Here is a 17,280-nt window from a genome sequence, read left to right on the forward strand (position 1 = left end):
GGAAATGCCCACGCCCACCAAGGGTCCCCGCCTCGGCGGCAGCCCCGCGCACGAGAAGCTCATCCTGGCCAACCTGGCCACCGAGCTCTTCCGGCACGGGAAGATCAAGACCACCGAGACGAAGGCCAAGCGGCTCCGTCCGCTGGCTGAGCAGCTCATCACGAAGGCCAAGCGTGGCGACCTGCACTCCCGTCGCCGGGTCCTGACCGTCGTGAAGGACAAGGACGTCGTGTACGCCCTGTTCGAGCAGATCGCTCCGCGGTACGGCAACCGGCCGGGTGGCTACACCCGGATCACCAAGACCGGCCCCCGCAAGGGCGACGCCGCTCCGATGGCCGTCATCGAGCTGGTCGAGGAGCTCGAGGTCGCGGCCACCACCGCCCCCGCCAAGAAGACGGCGGCGCGTAAGGCCACGGCGCAGCAGGACAAGGTCGAGGCCCTGGCCCGCGAGGACGAGGCGCCCGTCGCCCAGTCCGAGCCCGCCAAGACCGAGTCGGACCAGGACGCCGAGGCTCCGGAGAACGCTTCCGGTGACAAGGCCGAGGGCGACGACGCCAAGGCGTAAGTAACGCATCGAACGCCCGGCACCTCTGGTGCCGGGCGTTCTTTCGTAGAGGGGCGTTTCGCGTGACCGAATCCATCCGCCTGCGGCTCGATGTCTCCTACGACGGGGCCGAGTTCTCGGGATGGGCGGCGCAACCCACCCGCCGGACGGTCGCCGGGGTGCTGACCGAGGCCCTGGGGCGGCTCGTGGGCGCCGAAACCCCGCTCGGCCTCACCGTGGCCGGGCGGACCGACGCCGGCGTGCACGCGACCGGTCAGGTGTGCCACGTCGACCTGCCGGCCGCGGCCTGGACCGACCTGGAAGCGTCGCTGCTGCGCCGGCTGGCCGGGCTGATGCCGCCGGACGCCCGGGTCCGGGCGATCACGCCGGTGCCGGACACCTTCGACGCGCGGTTCTCGGCGACGTTCCGGCGCTACGAATACCGGGTCTCGGACACGCCGTGGGGAGCCGAGCCGCTTCGCCGCTACGACACCCTCGGCTGGCTGCGGCCGCTCGATCTCGACCTGCTCAACGCCGGGGCGGCCGAGTTGGTCGGGGAGCACGACTACGCGGCCTACTGCAAGCGCAAGGAGCACGCCACGACGATCCGGGCGATCACCCGGCTGGAATGGCGGCGCGACCCGGACGGCATCTGTGTGGCGACCGTGCAGGCCGACGCGTTCTGCCAGTCGATGGTGCGCAGCCTGGTCGGCGCGATGCTGGCGGTCGGCGACGGTCGGCGCGACCCGTCCTGGCCGGGGAAGCTGCTCACGCTGCGGGAACGCTCCAGCGAGGTGACCGTGGCCCCGGCCCACGGGCTCACCCTGATCGCGGTCGGCTATCCCGCCGAGGCGGAGTACGCGGAACGCGCCGATGCAACACGCCGGATGCGCGCCTAGGGTGAGGCGCGCCGGCCGAGCACCGTGCTGACCAGGTAGGAGTCGACCAGGTCGCGGGTGATCCGCTCGGCCACCGGGTCGTCGCTGCTGACCAGCTTCCCGTCGGAGCGGTTGATCACGCAGTAGAGCAGGTAGTGGCCGCTGGTCCGCCAGCCCACCTGGGACGTGGGCAGGGTGTCCGGCACGGTGCGGGCGGCCGGCAGCGTCGCGAAACCGCCGTCCCCGGTCTCCACCAGCTCCCGCAGCCGGTCGTCCACCACGCCGGCGCCGGCCTCGTCGGCCAGGTTGAACAGGCCGGCCGTGACCTCGTAGCCGTCGAAGGGGGCGGTCATCCCGGCCCGGACCACCTGGCTGCAGCCGTGCACGGTCAGCAGCGCGCCGAGCTGGCCGGTGGTGGCGGTGCGGCAGTCGGCGTCGGTGTGCGTGAGGGTGATCCGGTAGGGCCTGGCCGCGGGCGGCCGCACTTCTCGCGAATCGGGAAAAACCTCCTCGACGGTGAGCGGTGCGTTGTCCACCGTGCGCGACGCGAGCTGACCGGCCCTCGGGTCAGTCGCTGCGGCGGCGTCGTGCCTACGCTCGCCGCCGAACACGAAGAACGCGCTCATCGCCACCAGTCCGATAAGGATCAGTGCGGCCAGCCCGCGGACCAGGAACTGTGCGGTGCGTTCCGGCCCGCGTGGCGACCGCCGGCGTTGCCGCCGGGGCCGGGTGCGCGACAGGGGCCGGTGCTGGCCGGTGTCCATGCCGCCAATGCCGCGGACGAACAGCGCGAGGCTGCCGCGAGCGGCCGGATGTTCGTAGCGGGGAGGGGTCCCGTACAGCATGCATTTCACGTTAGAAGCGCACCGTGATCGATGGACGCACAGGATGTGCGGCACCCCGGCGGTGGTCGTCCGTTCGCGCGGCGGCAAACTTGCAGGGTGACCGCCGAGCATTACTTCAGCGCCGAACCGACCGCGCCCGCCAAGCGGGGCGAGATCGAGTTCAATGTCGCCGGCCGCGACTACAAGCTGGTCGTGGCGTCCGGCGTCTTCTCGGCCGGGCGGCTCGACCCCGGCACCGCCGTGCTGCTGCGCAAGGGCGACCTGCCGGCCGCGGCCACCACCGGGGTGTTCCTCGATGTGGGTTGCGGCTACGGGCCGATCGCGAGCGTGCTGGCCAGCGAATCGCCGCGGGCCACGGTGTGGGCGGTCGACGTGAACGCACGGGCCCGGGAGCTGACCGTGGAGAACGCGGAACGACTCGGCCTGGCCGATCGGCTGCGGGTGGCCGCGCCCGACGAGGTGCCCGGCGACGTGGTGTTCGACCAGATCTGGAGCAACCCGCCCACCCATGTCGGCAAGGCCGAGCTGCACGCGGTGCTGGAGCGCTGGCTGCCCCGGCTCGCCCCGGACGGCGTGGCCTGGCTGGTGATCAACCGGAACCTCGGCGGTGATTCGCTGCACAGCTGGCTGGTCGGCCTCGGCTGGGACGTCGCGCGGGTGGCCAGTCAGAAGGGCTTCCGGGTGCTGCGGGTGAGCCGGAAAACCGGCTGACCGCGCGCCCTTGGAACGGAAGAATGCGTGCCCATGGGTTATGTGGACGTCGCCGGGGCCGGATTCGTGCTGCCCGACGGCCGGGAGCTGTTCGCCGACGTGTCGTTCCGGGTCGGTGAGGGCGCCAAGGTCGCGCTGGTCGGGCCGAACGGCGCGGGCAAGACCACGCTGCTGCGCCTGGTCGCGGGCGACCTGTCGGCGCAGACCGGGAGCATCGCGCGGTCCGGCGGGCTGGGCGTGATGCGCCAGTTCATCGGCATGATCGGCGACGACCGTACGCTGGAGGAGCTTGCTCTTTCGCTTGTCGAACCGCCGCTTCGGGCCGCCGGTGAACGACTGGCGACGGCCGCCGCGGCGCTCGACGAGACCGAGCGCAGCCAATTGGCGTACGCAAATGCTCTTGCTCATTGGGGTGAGGTCGGCGGTTATGACGTCGAGGTTCTCTTCGACACCGTCGCGGTGGCGATCCTCGACAAGCCGTGGGATCAGGTGCGGCACCGTCCGGTTCGGACACTCTCCGGCGGCCAGCAGAAGCGGTTCGCGCTCGACCTGCTGCTGCGCGGTCGCGACGAGGTGCTGCTGCTCGACGAGCCGGACAACTTCCTCGACGTGCCCGGCAAACGCTGGCTGGAGGGGCGGCTGCGGGAGTCGACGAAGTCGGTGCTGTTCGTGTCGCACGACCGGGAGTTGCTGGCGCAGACCGCCGACCGGGTGGTGGCGGTCGAGGGTGGCGGCGCCTGGACCCATCCGGGCGGGTTCGCCTCGTGGCACGAGGCCCGGGTCAACCGGCACGAGCGCCTGGAGGAGAACCGGCGGCGCTGGGACGAGGAGCATCAGAAGCTGCGCGAGCTGATGTTCATGTACAAGCAGAAGGCCGCCTACAACTCGGACATGGCGTCGCGTTATCAGTCGGCGCAGACCCGGCTGCGACGGTTCGAGGAGGCCGGGCCGCCGCCGTTGCCGCCCAAGGAGCAGTCGCTGCGGATGAACCTGCGCGGTGGCCGCACCGGCAAGCGGGCGGTGATGTGTGAGCAGCTCGAGCTGGAGAATTTGACGTTCCCGTTCGACCTGGAGATCTGGTACGGCGATCGGGTGGCGGTGCTGGGCGCCAACGGCACCGGCAAGTCGCACTTCCTGCGGCTGCTGGCGGCCGGCGGCTCCGATCCGGACGCGGAGAACAAGCCGGTCGACGGCGCGCCACTGGCCTATGTGGCGCACGGCGGGGTGGCCCGGCTCGGCGCGCGGGTGCGGCCCGGGCACTTCTCGCAGACGCACGACCGGCCCGAGCTGCTGGAGCGCACCCTCGTCGAGATCCTGTGGCGCGGCGACGACCACCGGTCCGGGAAGGATCGGGCCGGCGCGATGAAGGCCCTCAACCGGTACGAGCTCGCGGAGCAGGGCGATCAGAAGTTCGGCACGCTCTCCGGCGGGCAGCAGGCCCGGTTCCTCGTGCTGATGCTGGAGCTGTCCGGGGCGACTCTTCTGCTGCTGGACGAACCGACGGACAACCTGGACATGGCATCCGCGGAAGCCCTGGAGGAGGGCCTGAAGATGTTCGAGGGCACGGTGATGGCGGTCACCCACGACCGCTGGTTCACCCGCTCCTTCGACCGCTTCGTGCTGTTCCAGGGCGATGGCGAGGTCGTCGAGACGCCGGAGCCGGTCTGGGACGTCCGCTAGCGCGACCCGCCCCGGGCCGGTTATGGTCCGAGACAAGACAAACCCCACGGGAGTCCGGAGCACCGGGCTGAGAGGGGGGCTGAGGCAGCCCCCGACCGTCGAACCTGATCCGGATCATGCCGGCGCAGGGAGGAGCGTTCGTTGTGTTTCCTCGGCTTCACATCGTCACCGACGCGCTCGACGTGGTGCGGGGCGCGATCGGGCACGGGCCGGTCGTCATCCAGGTGCGGGTCAAGAGCGGTGATCGGGACGCCTATCAGCTGACCGTGGCCGCGCTCGCGCTGTGCCGGGCCGCCGGCGATGCGCTCTGCCTGGTCGATGATCGGGTCGGCGTGGCCCTCGCGGCCGGTGCCGACGGCGTGCACGTCGGCGCGGACGACCTTCCGGTCGAGGCCGCCCGGCGGGTGCTCGGGCCGGCCGCGATCCTCGGCGCCACCTGCCGGAACCCTTCCTCGGCCCGGGCCGCCGTCGCCGGCGGCGCCAGCTATCTCGGGGTCGGGCCGGTCTTCGCGACCATCAGCAAGGTGGGGCTGCCGCCGCCGATCGGGGTGGACGGGCTTGCCGCCGTCGTCGACGCGGTGCCGGGCACACCGGTGATCGCGATCGCGGGCATCACCGTGGCGCGGGTCGCCGAGCTGCCCGGACACGGCGTCGCGGCGATCTCGGCCATCGCCGCCGACCCGGCCGGGGCGACCGTGAAGTTCCTGGGGGCACTCGCAGCGCGCGGCGGTGTTGCATGACCAGCGTCGCGGTCGTCGGGGGCGGGATCATCGGGCTGGCGATCGCTTGGCGTCTTCAGGAGCGTGGTGCCGATGTCGTCGTGCTCGACGACGGTGAGCCGGGGGCCTGGTATGTGGCGGCCGGCATGCTGGCGCCCGGTGGTGAGGCCAGTCACGAGGAACCGGAGCTGATCCGGCTGCTGGCGGCGGGCAACGAGCGGTGGCCGGCCTTCGCGGCGGAGCTCGGCGTCGACGTCGGCTATGACGACACCGGCACGCTCAGCCTGGCGATGACCGCGGACGATCTGGCCGCGGCGGCCCGGGACTGGACCCGGCAGAAACTGCCCCTGCTGCGCCCCTCCGAGCTGCGCGAACGCGAGCCGGCCCTGTCGCCGCGGGTGCGGGCCGGGGTCTACTCGCCGGCCGAGCGGCAGGTGGATCCGCGCCGGGTGGTGGCGGCGCTGCGCGACCGGCTGGCCGATCGGATCGTCAGCAAGCGGATCGTCGATCTGTCCGAGGTGGCCGCGCCGACCGTGATCGTCGCGGCCGGCTGCGGGACGGCCGCGCTGACCGGGCTGCCGATCCGGCCGGTCAAGGGGCAGGTGCTGCGGCTGCGCGGCGAGCCGGGGCTTCTCCGGCACGTTCTGGAGGCGGCGGTCGACGGGCGGCACGTCTACGTGGTGCCGCGCGCGGACGGCGAGATCGTCGTGGGGGCTACCCAGGAGGAGCGCACCGACCGGACGGTCACCGCCGGGGGCGTGCACGAACTGCTGCGCGCGGCCATCGAGCTGGTGCCGGATCTGGCCGAGTGTGCGCTGGTCGAGACGGTTGCCGGGCACCGGCCGGGCACGCCGGACAACGCGCCGCTGCTCGGCCGGCACGACGAGCGGGTGATCGTGGCGGCCGGGCACTTCCGCAACGGGGTGCTGCTCGCGCCGATCACCGCCGACCTGATCGCCGGCCTGGTCCTGGACGAGGTCGCGGATCCGTTGCTCCACCACTTCACGCCGGGGAGGTTCTGATGCGGTTGACGGTCAACGGGCGGGAACTTGTCGAAGGCGGGGACGGGCTGTCGGTGGCGGATCTCGTCGAGCGGCTGACCGCGGCCCGGCGCGGCGTGGCGGTGGCGGTCAACGGGACCGTCGTGCCCCGCAGCACCTGGGACGACGCGCGGCTCGCCGACGGGGACGCGGTCGAGGTGCTCACCGCGGCGCAGGGGGGATGACGATGTTCTTCGGAGAATCCCGGCTCATCCTCGGCACCGGGGGAGCCAACAGTCTCAGCGCTCTCGAGGACGCTGTTCGCGCCTCCGGCACCGAGCTGGTCACCGTCGCGCTGCGCCGGATCGACGCGGCCGGGCCGGGGCTGCTGCCGATGCTCGATCGGGCCGGGGTGCGGATCCTGCCGAACACGGCCGGCTGCTACACCGCGGCGGATGCGATCAAGACGGCCCGGCTGGCCCGGGACGCGTTCGAGACCGATCTGGTCAAGCTCGAGGTGATCGGCGACGAGCGGACCCTGCTGCCGGACGGCGTCGAGCTGCTGGTCGCGGCCGAGAAACTGGTGGCGGACGGGTTCACCGTGCTGCCGTACACCACCGACGACCCGATCCTGGCCCGCCGGCTCGCCGATGTCGGTTGCGCCGCGGTGATGCCGGCCGGGTCGCCGATCGGTTCCGGGCTGGGCATCTCCAATCCGCACCACATCGAGCTCATCCGGCAGACGGTCGACGTGCCGGTGGTCCTCGACGCGGGGATCGGGACGGCCTCGGATGCGGCGCTCGCCATGGAGCTCGGCTGCGACGCGGTGCTGATCGCGAGTGCGATCACCCGGGCCGACGATCCGGCGGGGATGGCGGCGGCGATGCGGCATGCGGTCGCCGGCGGTCGCCTCGCCTACACCTCGGGGCGGATTCCGCGGCGCTTCCACGCGCTCGCGTCCACGTCGGACGATGGGCTGGCGCGGTGGTGACGCCGAGCGGTCTGGTGCTGCTCACCGATCGGCGGCTCGCCTCCGGCTCGCTTCCGTGGGTGGTTGCGCGAGCGGTCCGCGGCGGCGTCGCCTGGGTCGTTCTCCGGGAACGCGATTTGCCGTACGCCGAGCGAAGAGCACTCGCGGTCACGTTGCGGGATCTCCTGCCGCCGGGCCGGTTGATCGTGGCCGGGCCGGATCCGCTCGGGGCGGACGCGGTGCACCTGGCCGAGGCCGACCCGCTGCCGGCCGCGGGCGTGGCGCTGATCGGCCGTTCCCAGCACGACGTGCCGGCGCTGTCCATCGAGGACTACGTGATGCTGTCGCCGGTCTTCCCGACGTCGACCAAGCCGGGGTACGGGCCGGCGCTCGGGGCGGCCGGGGCGGCCGCGCTTGCCGGGGACGTGCCGTGGCTGGCGCTCGGCGGGGTCGACTCGCCGGGGCGGGCCGCGGAATGTGCGGTGGCCGGCGCCCGGGGGATCGCGGTTCTCGGCGCGATCATGCGGTCGCCCGATCCGGAGGCGACCGCGCGGGTGCTGGCCTCGGCATTCGGGGCGGCGCGGACCTCTCGGGCCCATGACTCCGTCGCTGACGTGCGGCTTCTCGCCTCCGGGACGGCGCGGCCGTCCGGGACGGCCCGGCCCGCGGGGGTGGCTCGGCCGGCGATGCCACCCTCGATGCGCAGCCGCGGGCCGGCCGGATCGGCGGGGCCGCGATGACGCCGCCGGTCGTGTTGACCATTGCCGGGTCGGATTCCGGTGGGGGAGCGGGGATTCAGGCGGATCTCAAGACGTTTGCCGCGCTCGGGGTCTATGGCACCTCGGTGGTCACCGCCATCACCGCGCAGAACACCCTTGGGGTCACGGCCATTCATCCGGTGCCGGTGGAGATCGTGGCGGCGCAGCTCGACGCGGTGCTCGCCGATTTTCCGGTGGCGGCGGTCAAGGTCGGGATGATCGGGGATCGGGCCGTTGCCGAGATGCTTGTCGAGCGCGGGGCGCAATTGCCCAACCTCGTCGTGGATCCGGTACTCGTTGCTACTTCCGGGGCTCGGCTCGCGGCCGCTGCGTTTGTGGCACCGCTCCTCGCGTACAAAAGCATCTTGACGCCGAATCGGCAGGAAGCCGCCGCCCTCACCGGAAGCCCTTGTGAGACGGCCGAGGAAATGATTTCGGCGGCTGTTCGGCTCGCCGCGGGCGGGCCTCGTGCGGTGGTGGTGACCGGCAGTGAGCTCGCGGTTGACGTGCTGCATTGCGACGGCGAAACGTCGGTGCTGCGCGGCGAACCGGTGGAGACGACAAACAATCACGGGTCGGGGTGCACGTTTTCCTCGGCGGTGGCGGTGCGGCTGGCGCTCGGTGACGACGTGCGCTCGGCCGTGCTCGCCGCGAAGAAGTATGTGGCCGCGGCGCTGGCCGGTGGTCGTTCGTGGCGGCTGGGTGCCGGGCCCGGACCGCTGAATCACTTCGCCTGACGGTTACCCCCTCGGCCCGGCCGTGGGATCCGTGCTGCCGTCGTCCGTCTGTTTAGTACCGGTTTGGGAGGAAAAGATGAGGCGCAAGGTGTACGTCGAAGGGTCGCGGCCCGAATTGCAGGTGCCGTTCACCGAGTTGGAATTGACCGACGATTCCACGTTCCGGCTCTATGACACCTCGGGGCCCGGCAGTGATCCGTCGGTGGGGCTGCCGCCGCTGCGGTCGGGGTGGAGTCAGGGGCGTACCCAATTGGGGTTTGCCCGGGCCGGCGTCGTGACGCCGGAGATGGAGTTCGCCGCTGTTCGAGAAGGGGTTTCGCCGTCCTTGGTGCGGGACGAGATCGCCGCGGGGCGGGCCGTGCTGCCGGCCAACAAGAATCACCCGGAATCGGAGCCGATGGTGATCGGGTCGCGCTTTCTGGTGAAGGTCAACGCGAACATCGGGACGTCCGCGGTGACCTCTTCGGTCGCCGAGGAGGTCGACAAGATGACCTGGGCGACGCGGTGGGGTGCGGACACCGTGATGGATCTGTCGACCGGTCCGCGGATCCATGAGACCCGTGAGGCGATCATCCGAAACTCTCCCGTTCCGATCGGGACGGTTCCGCTCTATCAGGCCCTCGAAAAGGTCAACGGGGATCCGGAGAAGCTCAGTTTTTCGCTGTTCCGGGACACCGTTCTGGAGCAGGCCGAGCAGGGTGTGGATTACATGACGATCCATGCCGGGGTGCTGCTGCCCTATGTGCCGCTCACCACCGATCGGGTCACCGGGATCGTGTCCCGCGGCGGCTCGATCATGGCGGCCTGGTGTCTGGCGCACCACGAGGAGAACTTCCTCTACACAAATTTCGCCGAGCTCTGCCGGATATTTGCGGAATATGACATCACGTTCTCGCTCGGTGATGGGCTGCGGCCGGGATCCATCGCGGATGCCAACGACGAGGCGCAGTTCGCCGAGCTGCGGACCCTCGGGGAGTTGACGCACATCGCCTGGGAGCACGACGTGCAGGTGATGGTCGAGGGGCCCGGGCACGTGCCGATGCACAAGATCAAGGAGAACGTGGATCTGCAGGTCGCACTGTGCGGGGGAGCGCCGTTCTATACCCTCGGGCCGCTGACCACGGATATCGCGCCCGCCTACGACCACATCACGTCGGCGATCGGGGCCGCGATGATCGGGATGTTCGGGACCGCGATGCTCTGTTACGTCACGCCCAAGGAACACCTCGGGCTGCCGAACCGGGACGACGTCAAGGCCGGGATGATCGCCTACAAGATCGCGGCGCACGCGGCCGACCTGGCCAAGGGGCATCCGGGGGCGCAGGCCTGGGACGATGCCCTCTCGAAGGCCCGGTTCGAGTTCCGCTGGGAGGATCAGTTCGAGCTGGCGCTGGATCCGGTCACGGCGCGGGCCTATCACGACGAGACGTTGCCGGCGGCGCCCGCGAAGACGGCCCACTTCTGCTCGATGTGCGGGCCGAAGTTCTGCTCGATGAAGATCTCGCACGAGTTGCGGGCGCGGGGCTTGCGTGACAAATCGGATGAATTTCGCTCTTCGGGCGGGAAGGTTTATGTGGAGGTGCAGGCGGGGTCGCCGCCTGCACCCGCCCGTCAGAGCTTGTAGAACGTGACGTAGTGGTCGGGGGTGAACCAGGTCTCCTTGGTGGAGCGGTTCACCACGATCCGGTAGGCGTCGCGGCTCGCACCGCGGGCGCGGGAGTAGACGTCGTACTCGTTGTAGTTCGCGTTCGCCGGGAGCTGGCCCTCACGGTTCTGGAAGGTGCCGCCGGTGTAGTTGTACTGGCCGTACGGCCAGGAGTACCAGCCGGCCGTGGTCGGCCAGCCGAGCGAGCTCCAGCCGGTGCGGGCCGTGCGGGCCGCCGAGCAGCGGGAGATGGTGCAGGACGAGTAGACCGCGGCCTCGGCGGCGGGGGTGTGCGTCGGTGCGATTACCGCCGGCGCCACCAGGCCGGTGCCGGACAGGGCGAAGACCAGGGCGAAGCCGGCGAGGAGCCGGCCGAGGCGGGTGCGGGGTTGCCGGTCAGTGATCATGATCGGACTCCGATGCCGTCGTGGGGTCGGGGGTTGACCCGGTTCCCGACATCCTCGGCTGTCGATGTACTCACCGGTACATCTTCGGCAGGTCATTCCATTTATGTTCGTCTATGCGTTACTTCGTTACATCGATCAGCTGTTTCCTAGACCGCTTACCCAGTCGGCTACGCCGTCCTGTTCGGGCTGGTGGCGGCCACGCTTCTGCTGCGGCTGGGGGCGTGGCGTGCCGTGCAGGGTGCCCTGGGCGATGTTCGGTGCCGGTGAACTGAATCCGTCGAACGTCGCCGGCGGGGCCTTCTCCGGCGGGGCCTGCTTGGGCGGGGCCTGCTTGGGCGGGGCCTTTTTTGGCAGGGACGGGGTGGCTGCGGCGCCGGCCTGGGCGATCGCCGAGTCGGGCTCCGGGTCGCGCTTCGGCAGCGGTGGGCGGTCCGGGCTCGGTTTCGGCTTCGTCCTCGGCTTTGCCGCTCCGCCGAGGCCGACGTCGAGGCCGCTGCTGTTGCCGCTGCTCGGCGTCGTCGGTGCCGCCGGCGCGCGGCGGAGCACCGCCGCCAGCACCGAGCCGAGAACGCCGGCGCCGGCCGCGGTCATCGCCGCCCAGTAGGGCACGCCCTGGTAGTCGCCCTTGCTCGAACCCGGGCCGGCGACCAGGTAGGCCGCCGTCAGCAGGGCCGGCCCGGCCAGCCCGGCCAGCGCGATGGTCAGCGTGGAGTCGTCGCGGCGGCGGGCCGCCCAGCCGAGCGCGATGCCGCTGATCAGGGCCAAGGCCGGCATGGTCAGCAGCGCGGTCCGCTGGGTGACGGCGTCGGACAGGAAGTCGGCGTCGATCACGCCGAGTCGAACGGTGGGCAGCGCCTTGCCGGGCGCCATCGAGGGCGCCACCGAGATGATCGCGATCACCCAGGCGGCCACGCCCACGGTCACGAAGCTCCAGCGGGCGACCTGCCGGCTCAGGGCGGCGTACGCGGCGAACAGGCCGACCGCGGCGCCCAGTGCGGCGCACACCCCGATCACGAAGACCGGCTGGACCCCGGCGACCTCGGCGGTGCGGGCCGGCTGCATGGTCAGCGGCACCACCACCGCGGCACCGACGCCGGCCGCGACCGCGGTGACGAGCCGGGTGCCGGCGCCCGACCGCTTCGGCAGCAGTGGCCGGCCGGCCATGCCGCCGACCACCGCGGAGGCCATCGCGAACCAGGCGACCCAGGCCAGCTGGGCAGTCCATTGGTCACGCGCAGTTAGGTCGAGAACGCGGGTGAGGCGCACGATGCCCAGCCCGTAAGCCAGCCCGAGCTGACTCGCGCCGGCCAGCGCGGCGACGCCGAGCGTGACTCCCAACAGTTTGGCCGAGGTCCGGAATGCCATGCCGGGCACGTTACGGAATTCCTCGTCGATGACGCCACTCCGGATTCGGATTCTTAAGACTGAGTTATCTGTGTTACTGACCGTGATCGTTCGATCTTGGTCGCTGACTCAGGACGAAAGACGCCAGCGCCCGGCCCGCGCCACCAGGAGGGTGAGCGCCTGTGGCATCAGCCCGGAGTGGTTGGCCGGGGTCAGCCGGATCGGGCCGGAGAGGCCGTCCACCTGAGAGGTCTCGACGATCGCCCGGATCTGCTCGCGGTCGTCGCCGACCCGGGCCACCGCCGCGGCGATCAGGTCGACCGCGTCGGCCGCGAACGACCCGACCCCCGAGTAGCTGCCGTACCGCGAGATGTAGTCGCGGAACCACTGCTTGCGCGCGGCCTTGGCCGGGGTCGTCGCGATCACGTCGTCGATCGCCAGGGTCTGGGTGAAGACCATGGTGGTGTTGTTGGTGGCCGCGACCGCGTCGTTCGGGATGAACAGGTCGCCGGCGGCGGCCGCGTCGAAGAACACCTTGCCCTTGTAGCCCGAGTTCTTGGCGCTCTTCGCGGCCAGCGCGGCCTGGTCCGGGCCGGTCAGCACGAGCAGCGCGGCCGGGTTGGCGTCGGTCAGGGTGCCGACCGCCTGGGTGATGTCGGTGGCGGCCGGCTTCACCGAGCGGGCTCCGCTCAGCGGGATCTTCGCCTTGTCCAGCTCGGCGGTCAGCACGGTGTTGCCGCCCCTGCCGTAGAGGTCGTCGGAGTAGAGGATCGCGGCGTTCGCGACCTGCAGCCGGCGCAGCTCATTGACCATGGTCACGGCGCTGTCGGACGAGTTGGGCCCGAGCTTGAAGAGGTACGGCGTGACCGTCTGGCTGACCTGGTCGGAGGCGGCCAGGACGATGGTCGGAACCTTCTTGTCGTTGACCGTCTTGGCCGCGCCGACCATGCACTGATCGCACGTGCCCTCGACGATCGCGGCCACCGACGGGTCGTCCGCGAACGTGGTGATGTTGCGCAGCGAGGCGGTCGGGTCGGCCCGGTTGTCCTGGGTGCGCAGCTGGAGCTTGCGATCGCCCAGCCGGCCGGACGCGTTCACCTGGTCGACCCGCAGCTGCAGGGCACGGCCGTAGGCGGTGTCCACGCTGGACGAGTTGTTCAGGTCGGCGGCGATCACAATCGTCTCGCTGCCACCGCCCGAGCCGCCGGAGTCCGATGTGCAGCCGGCCAAACCGGCGACGAGAAGCGTCGAGGCCACGACGGATGCCGTGGCGAGGCGGGGGAGCCTCACTGCGGTGCCTCCTCGGAGGGCGGAAACACGGACCGGCTGCATAGGGTGTCCGCCGGAATACGCGCTGATACGGACTGCATGTCCGTCTGATCGCGCCAAACCTTGCCAACGTGAAGGCGGCTGGTCAAGCCGGTGCCGAACGTCGTGGCGGGACAGTCGTCTCACATATTGGTTGGAATCTTGCCTATATTCGGTAACCGTGAAATCACTTTGTGTTGCCGTTCTGATATTCGTGCACGTCAAAGCAGTTTCCGTGTCGAATGTAGAGCCGAACGGCTTGTTACTCATCGGACAACAAGTTGGTTTCCGGGCGGCTCCAGACTTCCCAAAGGGCAGCGCTCTCTGATGAAATCGCCGGGCCGCAGGCTCCTGTGCGGGCGAGGAGTGACGGGGAAGACCACGGAGGAGAAGTCGTGAGCACCGGATCTTCGACCCAGGTGGCGCGCCGTGGTGTCTTCCCGCGGCTCCGGGACGCACGGATCCGCGCCAAGCTGGCTCTCATTCTGTTCGTGCCGCTTGCCGCGGTCGTCGTGCTCGCCACCGCTCGTCTGGTCGACGTCAGTCAGCGCGCCACCGCGGCCGGTCAGGTCGAGAAGCTCGCCGAGGTCGGCACCGACGTCTCCCTCCTGACCCAGATGCTGCACGGCGAGCGGATGGCCGCCGCCGAATACCTGGCGACGCCCGGGGTCAAGGTCGAGACCTACACCGCCGCGGTCAAGGCGACCGACACCCAGATCGAGGTCTACCGCGATCACCGCCGTGCCCTCGACGACCCACCGGCGGCGGTCGAGTCCCGGCTGGTCGAGATCGACGACAACCTGAACACCCTCAACGCCACCCGTGACCAGGTGAGCAAGCGTGAGGGCCTCGGGGTCGCCGAAGCCATGTCGCGGTACAGCGTGGTCCTCACCGACCTGCTCGGCTACGGCGACGCGGTCAGCCAGTACGCGGGTGACGACGAGGTCGGCGACGGTCTCCGGGCCACCGGCGCGTTCTCCAAGGCCAAGGCGGGCGCCGCCGAGCTCGAAGCGATCTCCTACACCGCCCTGGTCTCCGGCGACCTCAGCGCCGAGCAGCGCACCGCCTTCATCGCGTCGCAGACCAGCCAGCAGGAGGGTCTGCTCACCTTCGCCGCGTTCGCCAGCCAGGACCAGCAGGCCCTGGTGAACAACGTGGTCACCGGCGACGCGGTCAACCTGGCCGACCAGATCTCGATCCAGCTCGGCCGGGGCGTGGCCGTCCCGCCCGACGAGGTCACCGCGGCCTTCGGCTCGGTCGTCGACCTGATGCGCTGGGCCGAGCAGCAGCTCGAGTCGGAGAACGTGACGCTGGCCGGCGACGAGGCCACCTCGGTGGTCCGGCAGGCCGCGCTCGAGGCGGCGCTGGTCATCCTGGTCCTCATCGTCGCCATCGCCCTCGCGGTGATCCTGGCCCGCTCGCTCAACCTCTCGCTGCGCCGGCTCCGGGAGGGCGCCCTCGCGGTGGCCAACCGCGACCTGCCGGACGCCGTGGCCCGGCTGCGCGACGCCCGCACCCTCGGCGAGAACGGTGCCGAGGACATCATCCGGCAGCTGCGCGACCCGATCCGGCTCACCAACCGTGACGAGATCGGCCAGGTCGGTCAGGCGTTCAACGTGGTCCACCGGGAAGCGGTCCGGATCGCGGCCGAGCAGGCCGCGCTGCGCACCACCGTCTCGGCGATGTTCCTCAACCTGGCCCGCCGCAGTCAGTCCCTGGTCGACCGGATGATCGGCGAGCTGGACTCGATCGAGCGCACCGAGGAAGACCCGAAGCGACTGGCCCGGCTCTTCGAGCTCGACCACCTCGCCACCCGGATGCGCCGCAACGACGAAAACCTGCTGGTCCTGGCGGGCGCCGACTCCAGCCCGCCGCGCCGCGAGGACGCGCTGCTGGTCGACGCCCTGCGGGCCAGCCAGTCCGAGGTCGAGCTCTACAACCGCATCGAGTTCGGCACGGTCGACACCGACATCGCCATCGCGGCGCTCGCCGTCAACGACGTCGTCCGGCTGGTCGCCGAGCTGCTCGACAACGCCACCCGGTTCTCCCCGCCCACCACCAGCGTGGTCGCCGACGCCCGGCGCATCCGCGACTACGTGGTGATCCAGGTGGAGGACCGCGGCCTCGGCATGTCCGAGGAGCAGATGGACCAGCTCAACCGGCGACTGGCCGAGACGCCCAACGTGGACGTGGCCTCGTTCCGGCTGATGGGTCTGGCCGTGGTCAGCCGGCTCGCCAGCCGCTACGGCATCCGGGTCGAGCTGCGGGCCAACCTCGAGGGCGGCACGGTCGCCCAGGTGATCCTGCCGAGCAGCATCGTGATGCTGCCCAACAGGCGCGACGGTCAGCTGGGCAGCGGGCAGTTCCCCGAGCTGGGGGCCGCACCGAGCGGCGGCTGGGACGCCATGTCCGCCCGGGCCGCCACCGCGACCCTGCCGGCCATCGCGCCCGACCCTTGGCACGAGCCGCAGCGGCAGGTGTCCGCGCCACCCGCGCCTTCGCATCCCCAGTTGCCGATGTTCCCGTCCCAGCGCCCGGCGCCGGCGACCGAGACCACGCCTACGCCGAACCGGCCACCGCTGCCCACCCGGGTCGCGCAGCCGGTCACCGCGCAGGGCGGCATGAACGGCTTCACCCCGATGGCGCCGGCTCCGATGGCGCCGACGCCGGCCCCGACGCAACCGGACTCGGGCAGCTGGGGGGCTGCCCTGGCCGCGATGCCGCCGGTGCCGGTTCAGGAGATGCCCGTACCGGCCGAGGAGCGGAACGACTCGCCGATCTTCGTGCAGATGCAGCAGAGCTGGTTCCGCAATCACGAGGGGGCCGCGCCGGAGGAGTGGGGGATGCCCACCGCCGGGTATGCGCCGCCGCCGAACTCGGCCCCTGCGGTGTCCGCTTCCCCTGCCGCTGCGGCGGCCCCGCAGTCTCCGGCTCCGGCGCCCGTGCCGGCTCCGGCGGCACCACCCGCTCCGGCGGCACCACCCGCACCCGCTCCGGCGGCGACCGGGCACAATGGATCATCGATTCCGAAGCCGCGGCCGGCGGCCGAGGACCGATGGAAGACGGCGGCCGACGAAGGGTGGCAGCGTGCGATGGCAGCGGCCGAACCGGTCGACGCCGGTACCACGCGTTCGGGACTGCCCAAGCGCGTACCGCAGGCACAGCTCGTGCCCGGCGGCGTGCAGAGCGGTCCGCGCAACCAGAACCGTCGCAGCCCCGACGAGGTCCGTGGACTCCTGTCCGCGTACCACCGTGGTGTGCAACGCGGGCGGACGGACGGCACCGCCGAGTCCTCCCTCCAGGCTAAGGAGAACGACCAGTGACCAGGCCCCCCACCATGCAGGACATGGGCTGGCTGCTCAACAACTTCGCCAACAGCGTCGCGGGCATCGCCCACGTCGTGGCGGTGTCGGCGGACGGTCTGCTGCTGGCATGCTCACGTGACCTGCCGGCCGACCGCGCCGATCAGCTCGCCGCGATCTCCTCCGGCGTGGTCAGCCTCACCGAGGGCGCGTCCCGGATGTTCAATGCCGGTGCCGTGCAGCAGACGATCATCGAGATGGAAAGCGGCTACCTGTTCCTGATGTCGGTCAGCGACGGTTCGTCGATGGCCGTGCTCGCCGCGCGCAGCTGCGATGTCGGCCAGGTCGGCTACGAGATGGCGCTGCTTGTCGAACGGGTGGGTGCGGCGCTGACGCCCGCCCCGCGTGAGGTCGTCAGCCATTAGCCGGTGGCCGGCGGAAAGGGGGTGATC

At 71.0% G+C, this 17,280-nt stretch carries 16 protein-coding genes, 1 pseudogene and 1 riboswitch; of the genes and pseudogenes, 13 read left to right on the forward strand and 4 right to left on the reverse strand.

Going from position 1 to position 17,280, the window contains the following annotated elements:
* Positions 1–4 precede the first annotated feature (4 nt).
* Both rplQ and truA read left to right on the forward strand, forming a co-directional pair.
* Positions 5–565 (forward strand): 50S ribosomal protein L17, encoded by a 561-nt coding sequence (gene rplQ / locus Adu01nite_RS26145; protein WP_203730202.1) that lies wholly within the window; start codon positions 5–7, stop codon positions 563–565.
* A 62-nt stretch (positions 566–627) separates the two neighbouring features.
* Positions 628–1,443, forward strand: a complete 816-nt coding sequence (gene truA / locus Adu01nite_RS26150) for a tRNA pseudouridine(38-40) synthase TruA (RefSeq protein ID WP_203730205.1) — start codon at positions 628–630, stop codon at positions 1,441–1,443.
* Here the strand turns inward: truA and Adu01nite_RS26155 are convergent.
* A complete protein-coding gene (locus tag Adu01nite_RS26155) occupies positions 1,440–2,267 on the reverse strand; it encodes a hypothetical protein (protein WP_203730207.1) in 828 nt (275 codons plus the stop codon). The genes truA and Adu01nite_RS26155 overlap by 4 nt on opposite strands.
* Before the next feature lie 96 nt (positions 2,268–2,363).
* On the opposite strand from Adu01nite_RS26155, the gene Adu01nite_RS26160 reads away from it, so the two are divergent.
* The 9 genes and pseudogenes from Adu01nite_RS26160 (at position 2,364) to thiC (ending at position 10,446) form a co-directional block, all read left to right on the forward strand.
* Positions 2,364–2,978 carry a class I SAM-dependent methyltransferase gene (locus Adu01nite_RS26160; protein WP_203730209.1) on the forward strand — a complete coding sequence of 205 codons (615 nt, stop codon included), beginning with the start codon at positions 2,364–2,366 and terminating at the stop codon, positions 2,976–2,978.
* A gap of 33 nt (positions 2,979–3,011) precedes the next feature.
* Positions 3,012–4,658, forward strand: a complete 1,647-nt coding sequence (locus tag Adu01nite_RS26165; RefSeq protein ID WP_203730211.1) for an ABC-F family ATP-binding cassette domain-containing protein — start codon at positions 3,012–3,014, stop codon at positions 4,656–4,658.
* Positions 4,659–4,694: 36 nt separating this feature from the next.
* A riboswitch (TPP riboswitch) is annotated at positions 4,695–4,806 on the forward strand.
* Positions 4,775–5,398, forward strand: a complete 624-nt coding sequence (locus Adu01nite_RS26170; RefSeq protein WP_203730212.1) for a thiamine phosphate synthase — start codon at positions 4,775–4,777, stop codon at positions 5,396–5,398. (Overlaps the previous riboswitch by 32 nt.)
* Complete coding sequence (gene thiO, locus Adu01nite_RS26175) at positions 5,395–6,399, forward strand: glycine oxidase ThiO (protein ID WP_203730214.1); 1,005 nt, start codon at positions 5,395–5,397, stop codon at positions 6,397–6,399. Before Adu01nite_RS26170 ends, thiO begins: the two co-directional genes overlap by 4 nt.
* A complete protein-coding gene (thiS, locus tag Adu01nite_RS26180) occupies positions 6,399–6,602 on the forward strand; it encodes a sulfur carrier protein ThiS (RefSeq protein ID WP_203730216.1) in 204 nt (67 codons plus the stop codon). The genes thiO and thiS overlap by 1 nt, the downstream gene beginning before the upstream one ends.
* Entirely contained in the window at positions 6,599–7,348 is a 750-nt protein-coding gene (locus Adu01nite_RS26185) for a thiazole synthase (protein ID WP_203730218.1), read from the forward strand. The genes thiS and Adu01nite_RS26185 overlap by 4 nt, the downstream gene beginning before the upstream one ends.
* Positions 7,342–7,905: pseudogene (locus Adu01nite_RS26190) on the forward strand (thiamine phosphate synthase); the annotation flags it as partial. The gene Adu01nite_RS26185 and the pseudogene Adu01nite_RS26190, both read left to right, overlap by 7 nt.
* 158 nt (positions 7,906–8,063) lie before the next feature.
* A complete protein-coding gene (gene thiD / locus Adu01nite_RS26195) occupies positions 8,064–8,822 on the forward strand; it encodes a bifunctional hydroxymethylpyrimidine kinase/phosphomethylpyrimidine kinase (RefSeq protein WP_203730222.1) in 759 nt (252 codons plus the stop codon).
* Positions 8,823–8,898: 76 nt separating this feature from the next.
* Positions 8,899–10,446 carry a phosphomethylpyrimidine synthase ThiC gene (gene thiC, locus Adu01nite_RS26200; protein ID WP_203730313.1) on the forward strand — a complete coding sequence of 516 codons (1,548 nt, stop codon included), beginning with the start codon at positions 8,899–8,901 and terminating at the stop codon, positions 10,444–10,446.
* On the opposite strand, the gene Adu01nite_RS26205 is transcribed toward thiC, so the two are convergent.
* The 3 genes from Adu01nite_RS26205 to Adu01nite_RS26215 all read right to left on the reverse strand — a co-directional run bounded on the left by Adu01nite_RS26205 (position 10,434) and on the right by Adu01nite_RS26215 (position 13,508).
* Positions 10,434–10,874 carry a ribonuclease domain-containing protein gene (locus Adu01nite_RS26205; RefSeq protein WP_203730224.1) on the reverse strand — a complete coding sequence of 147 codons (441 nt, stop codon included), beginning with the start codon at positions 10,872–10,874 and terminating at the stop codon, positions 10,434–10,436. The genes thiC and Adu01nite_RS26205 overlap by 13 nt on opposite strands.
* Positions 10,875–11,009: 135 nt before the next feature.
* Complete coding sequence (locus Adu01nite_RS26210; RefSeq protein ID WP_203730226.1) at positions 11,010–12,239, reverse strand: hypothetical protein; 1,230 nt, start codon at positions 12,237–12,239, stop codon at positions 11,010–11,012.
* Between the two features lie 108 nt (positions 12,240–12,347).
* Positions 12,348–13,508, reverse strand: coding sequence for an ABC transporter substrate-binding protein (locus Adu01nite_RS26215; protein ID WP_239132708.1), 1,161 nt, complete (start codon positions 13,506–13,508; stop codon positions 12,348–12,350).
* Between the two features lie 413 nt (positions 13,509–13,921).
* Here Adu01nite_RS26215 and Adu01nite_RS26220 point away from each other — a divergent pair, with 413 nt between their 5' ends.
* Together Adu01nite_RS26220 and Adu01nite_RS26225 are read left to right on the forward strand one after the other, a co-directional pair.
* Positions 13,922–16,849: a sensor histidine kinase gene (locus Adu01nite_RS26220; RefSeq protein ID WP_203730229.1), complete on the forward strand. Its 2,928-nt coding sequence runs from the start codon at positions 13,922–13,924 to the stop codon at positions 16,847–16,849.
* Positions 16,846–17,253: a roadblock/LC7 domain-containing protein gene (locus Adu01nite_RS26225; RefSeq protein ID WP_203730231.1), complete on the forward strand. Its 408-nt coding sequence runs from the start codon at positions 16,846–16,848 to the stop codon at positions 17,251–17,253. Before Adu01nite_RS26220 ends, Adu01nite_RS26225 begins: the two co-directional genes overlap by 4 nt.
* Positions 17,254–17,280: the final 27 nt, after the last annotated feature.

The organism is Paractinoplanes durhamensis, assembly GCF_016862175.1.
Lineage (GTDB): Bacteria > Actinomycetota > Actinomycetes > Mycobacteriales > Micromonosporaceae > Actinoplanes > Actinoplanes durhamensis.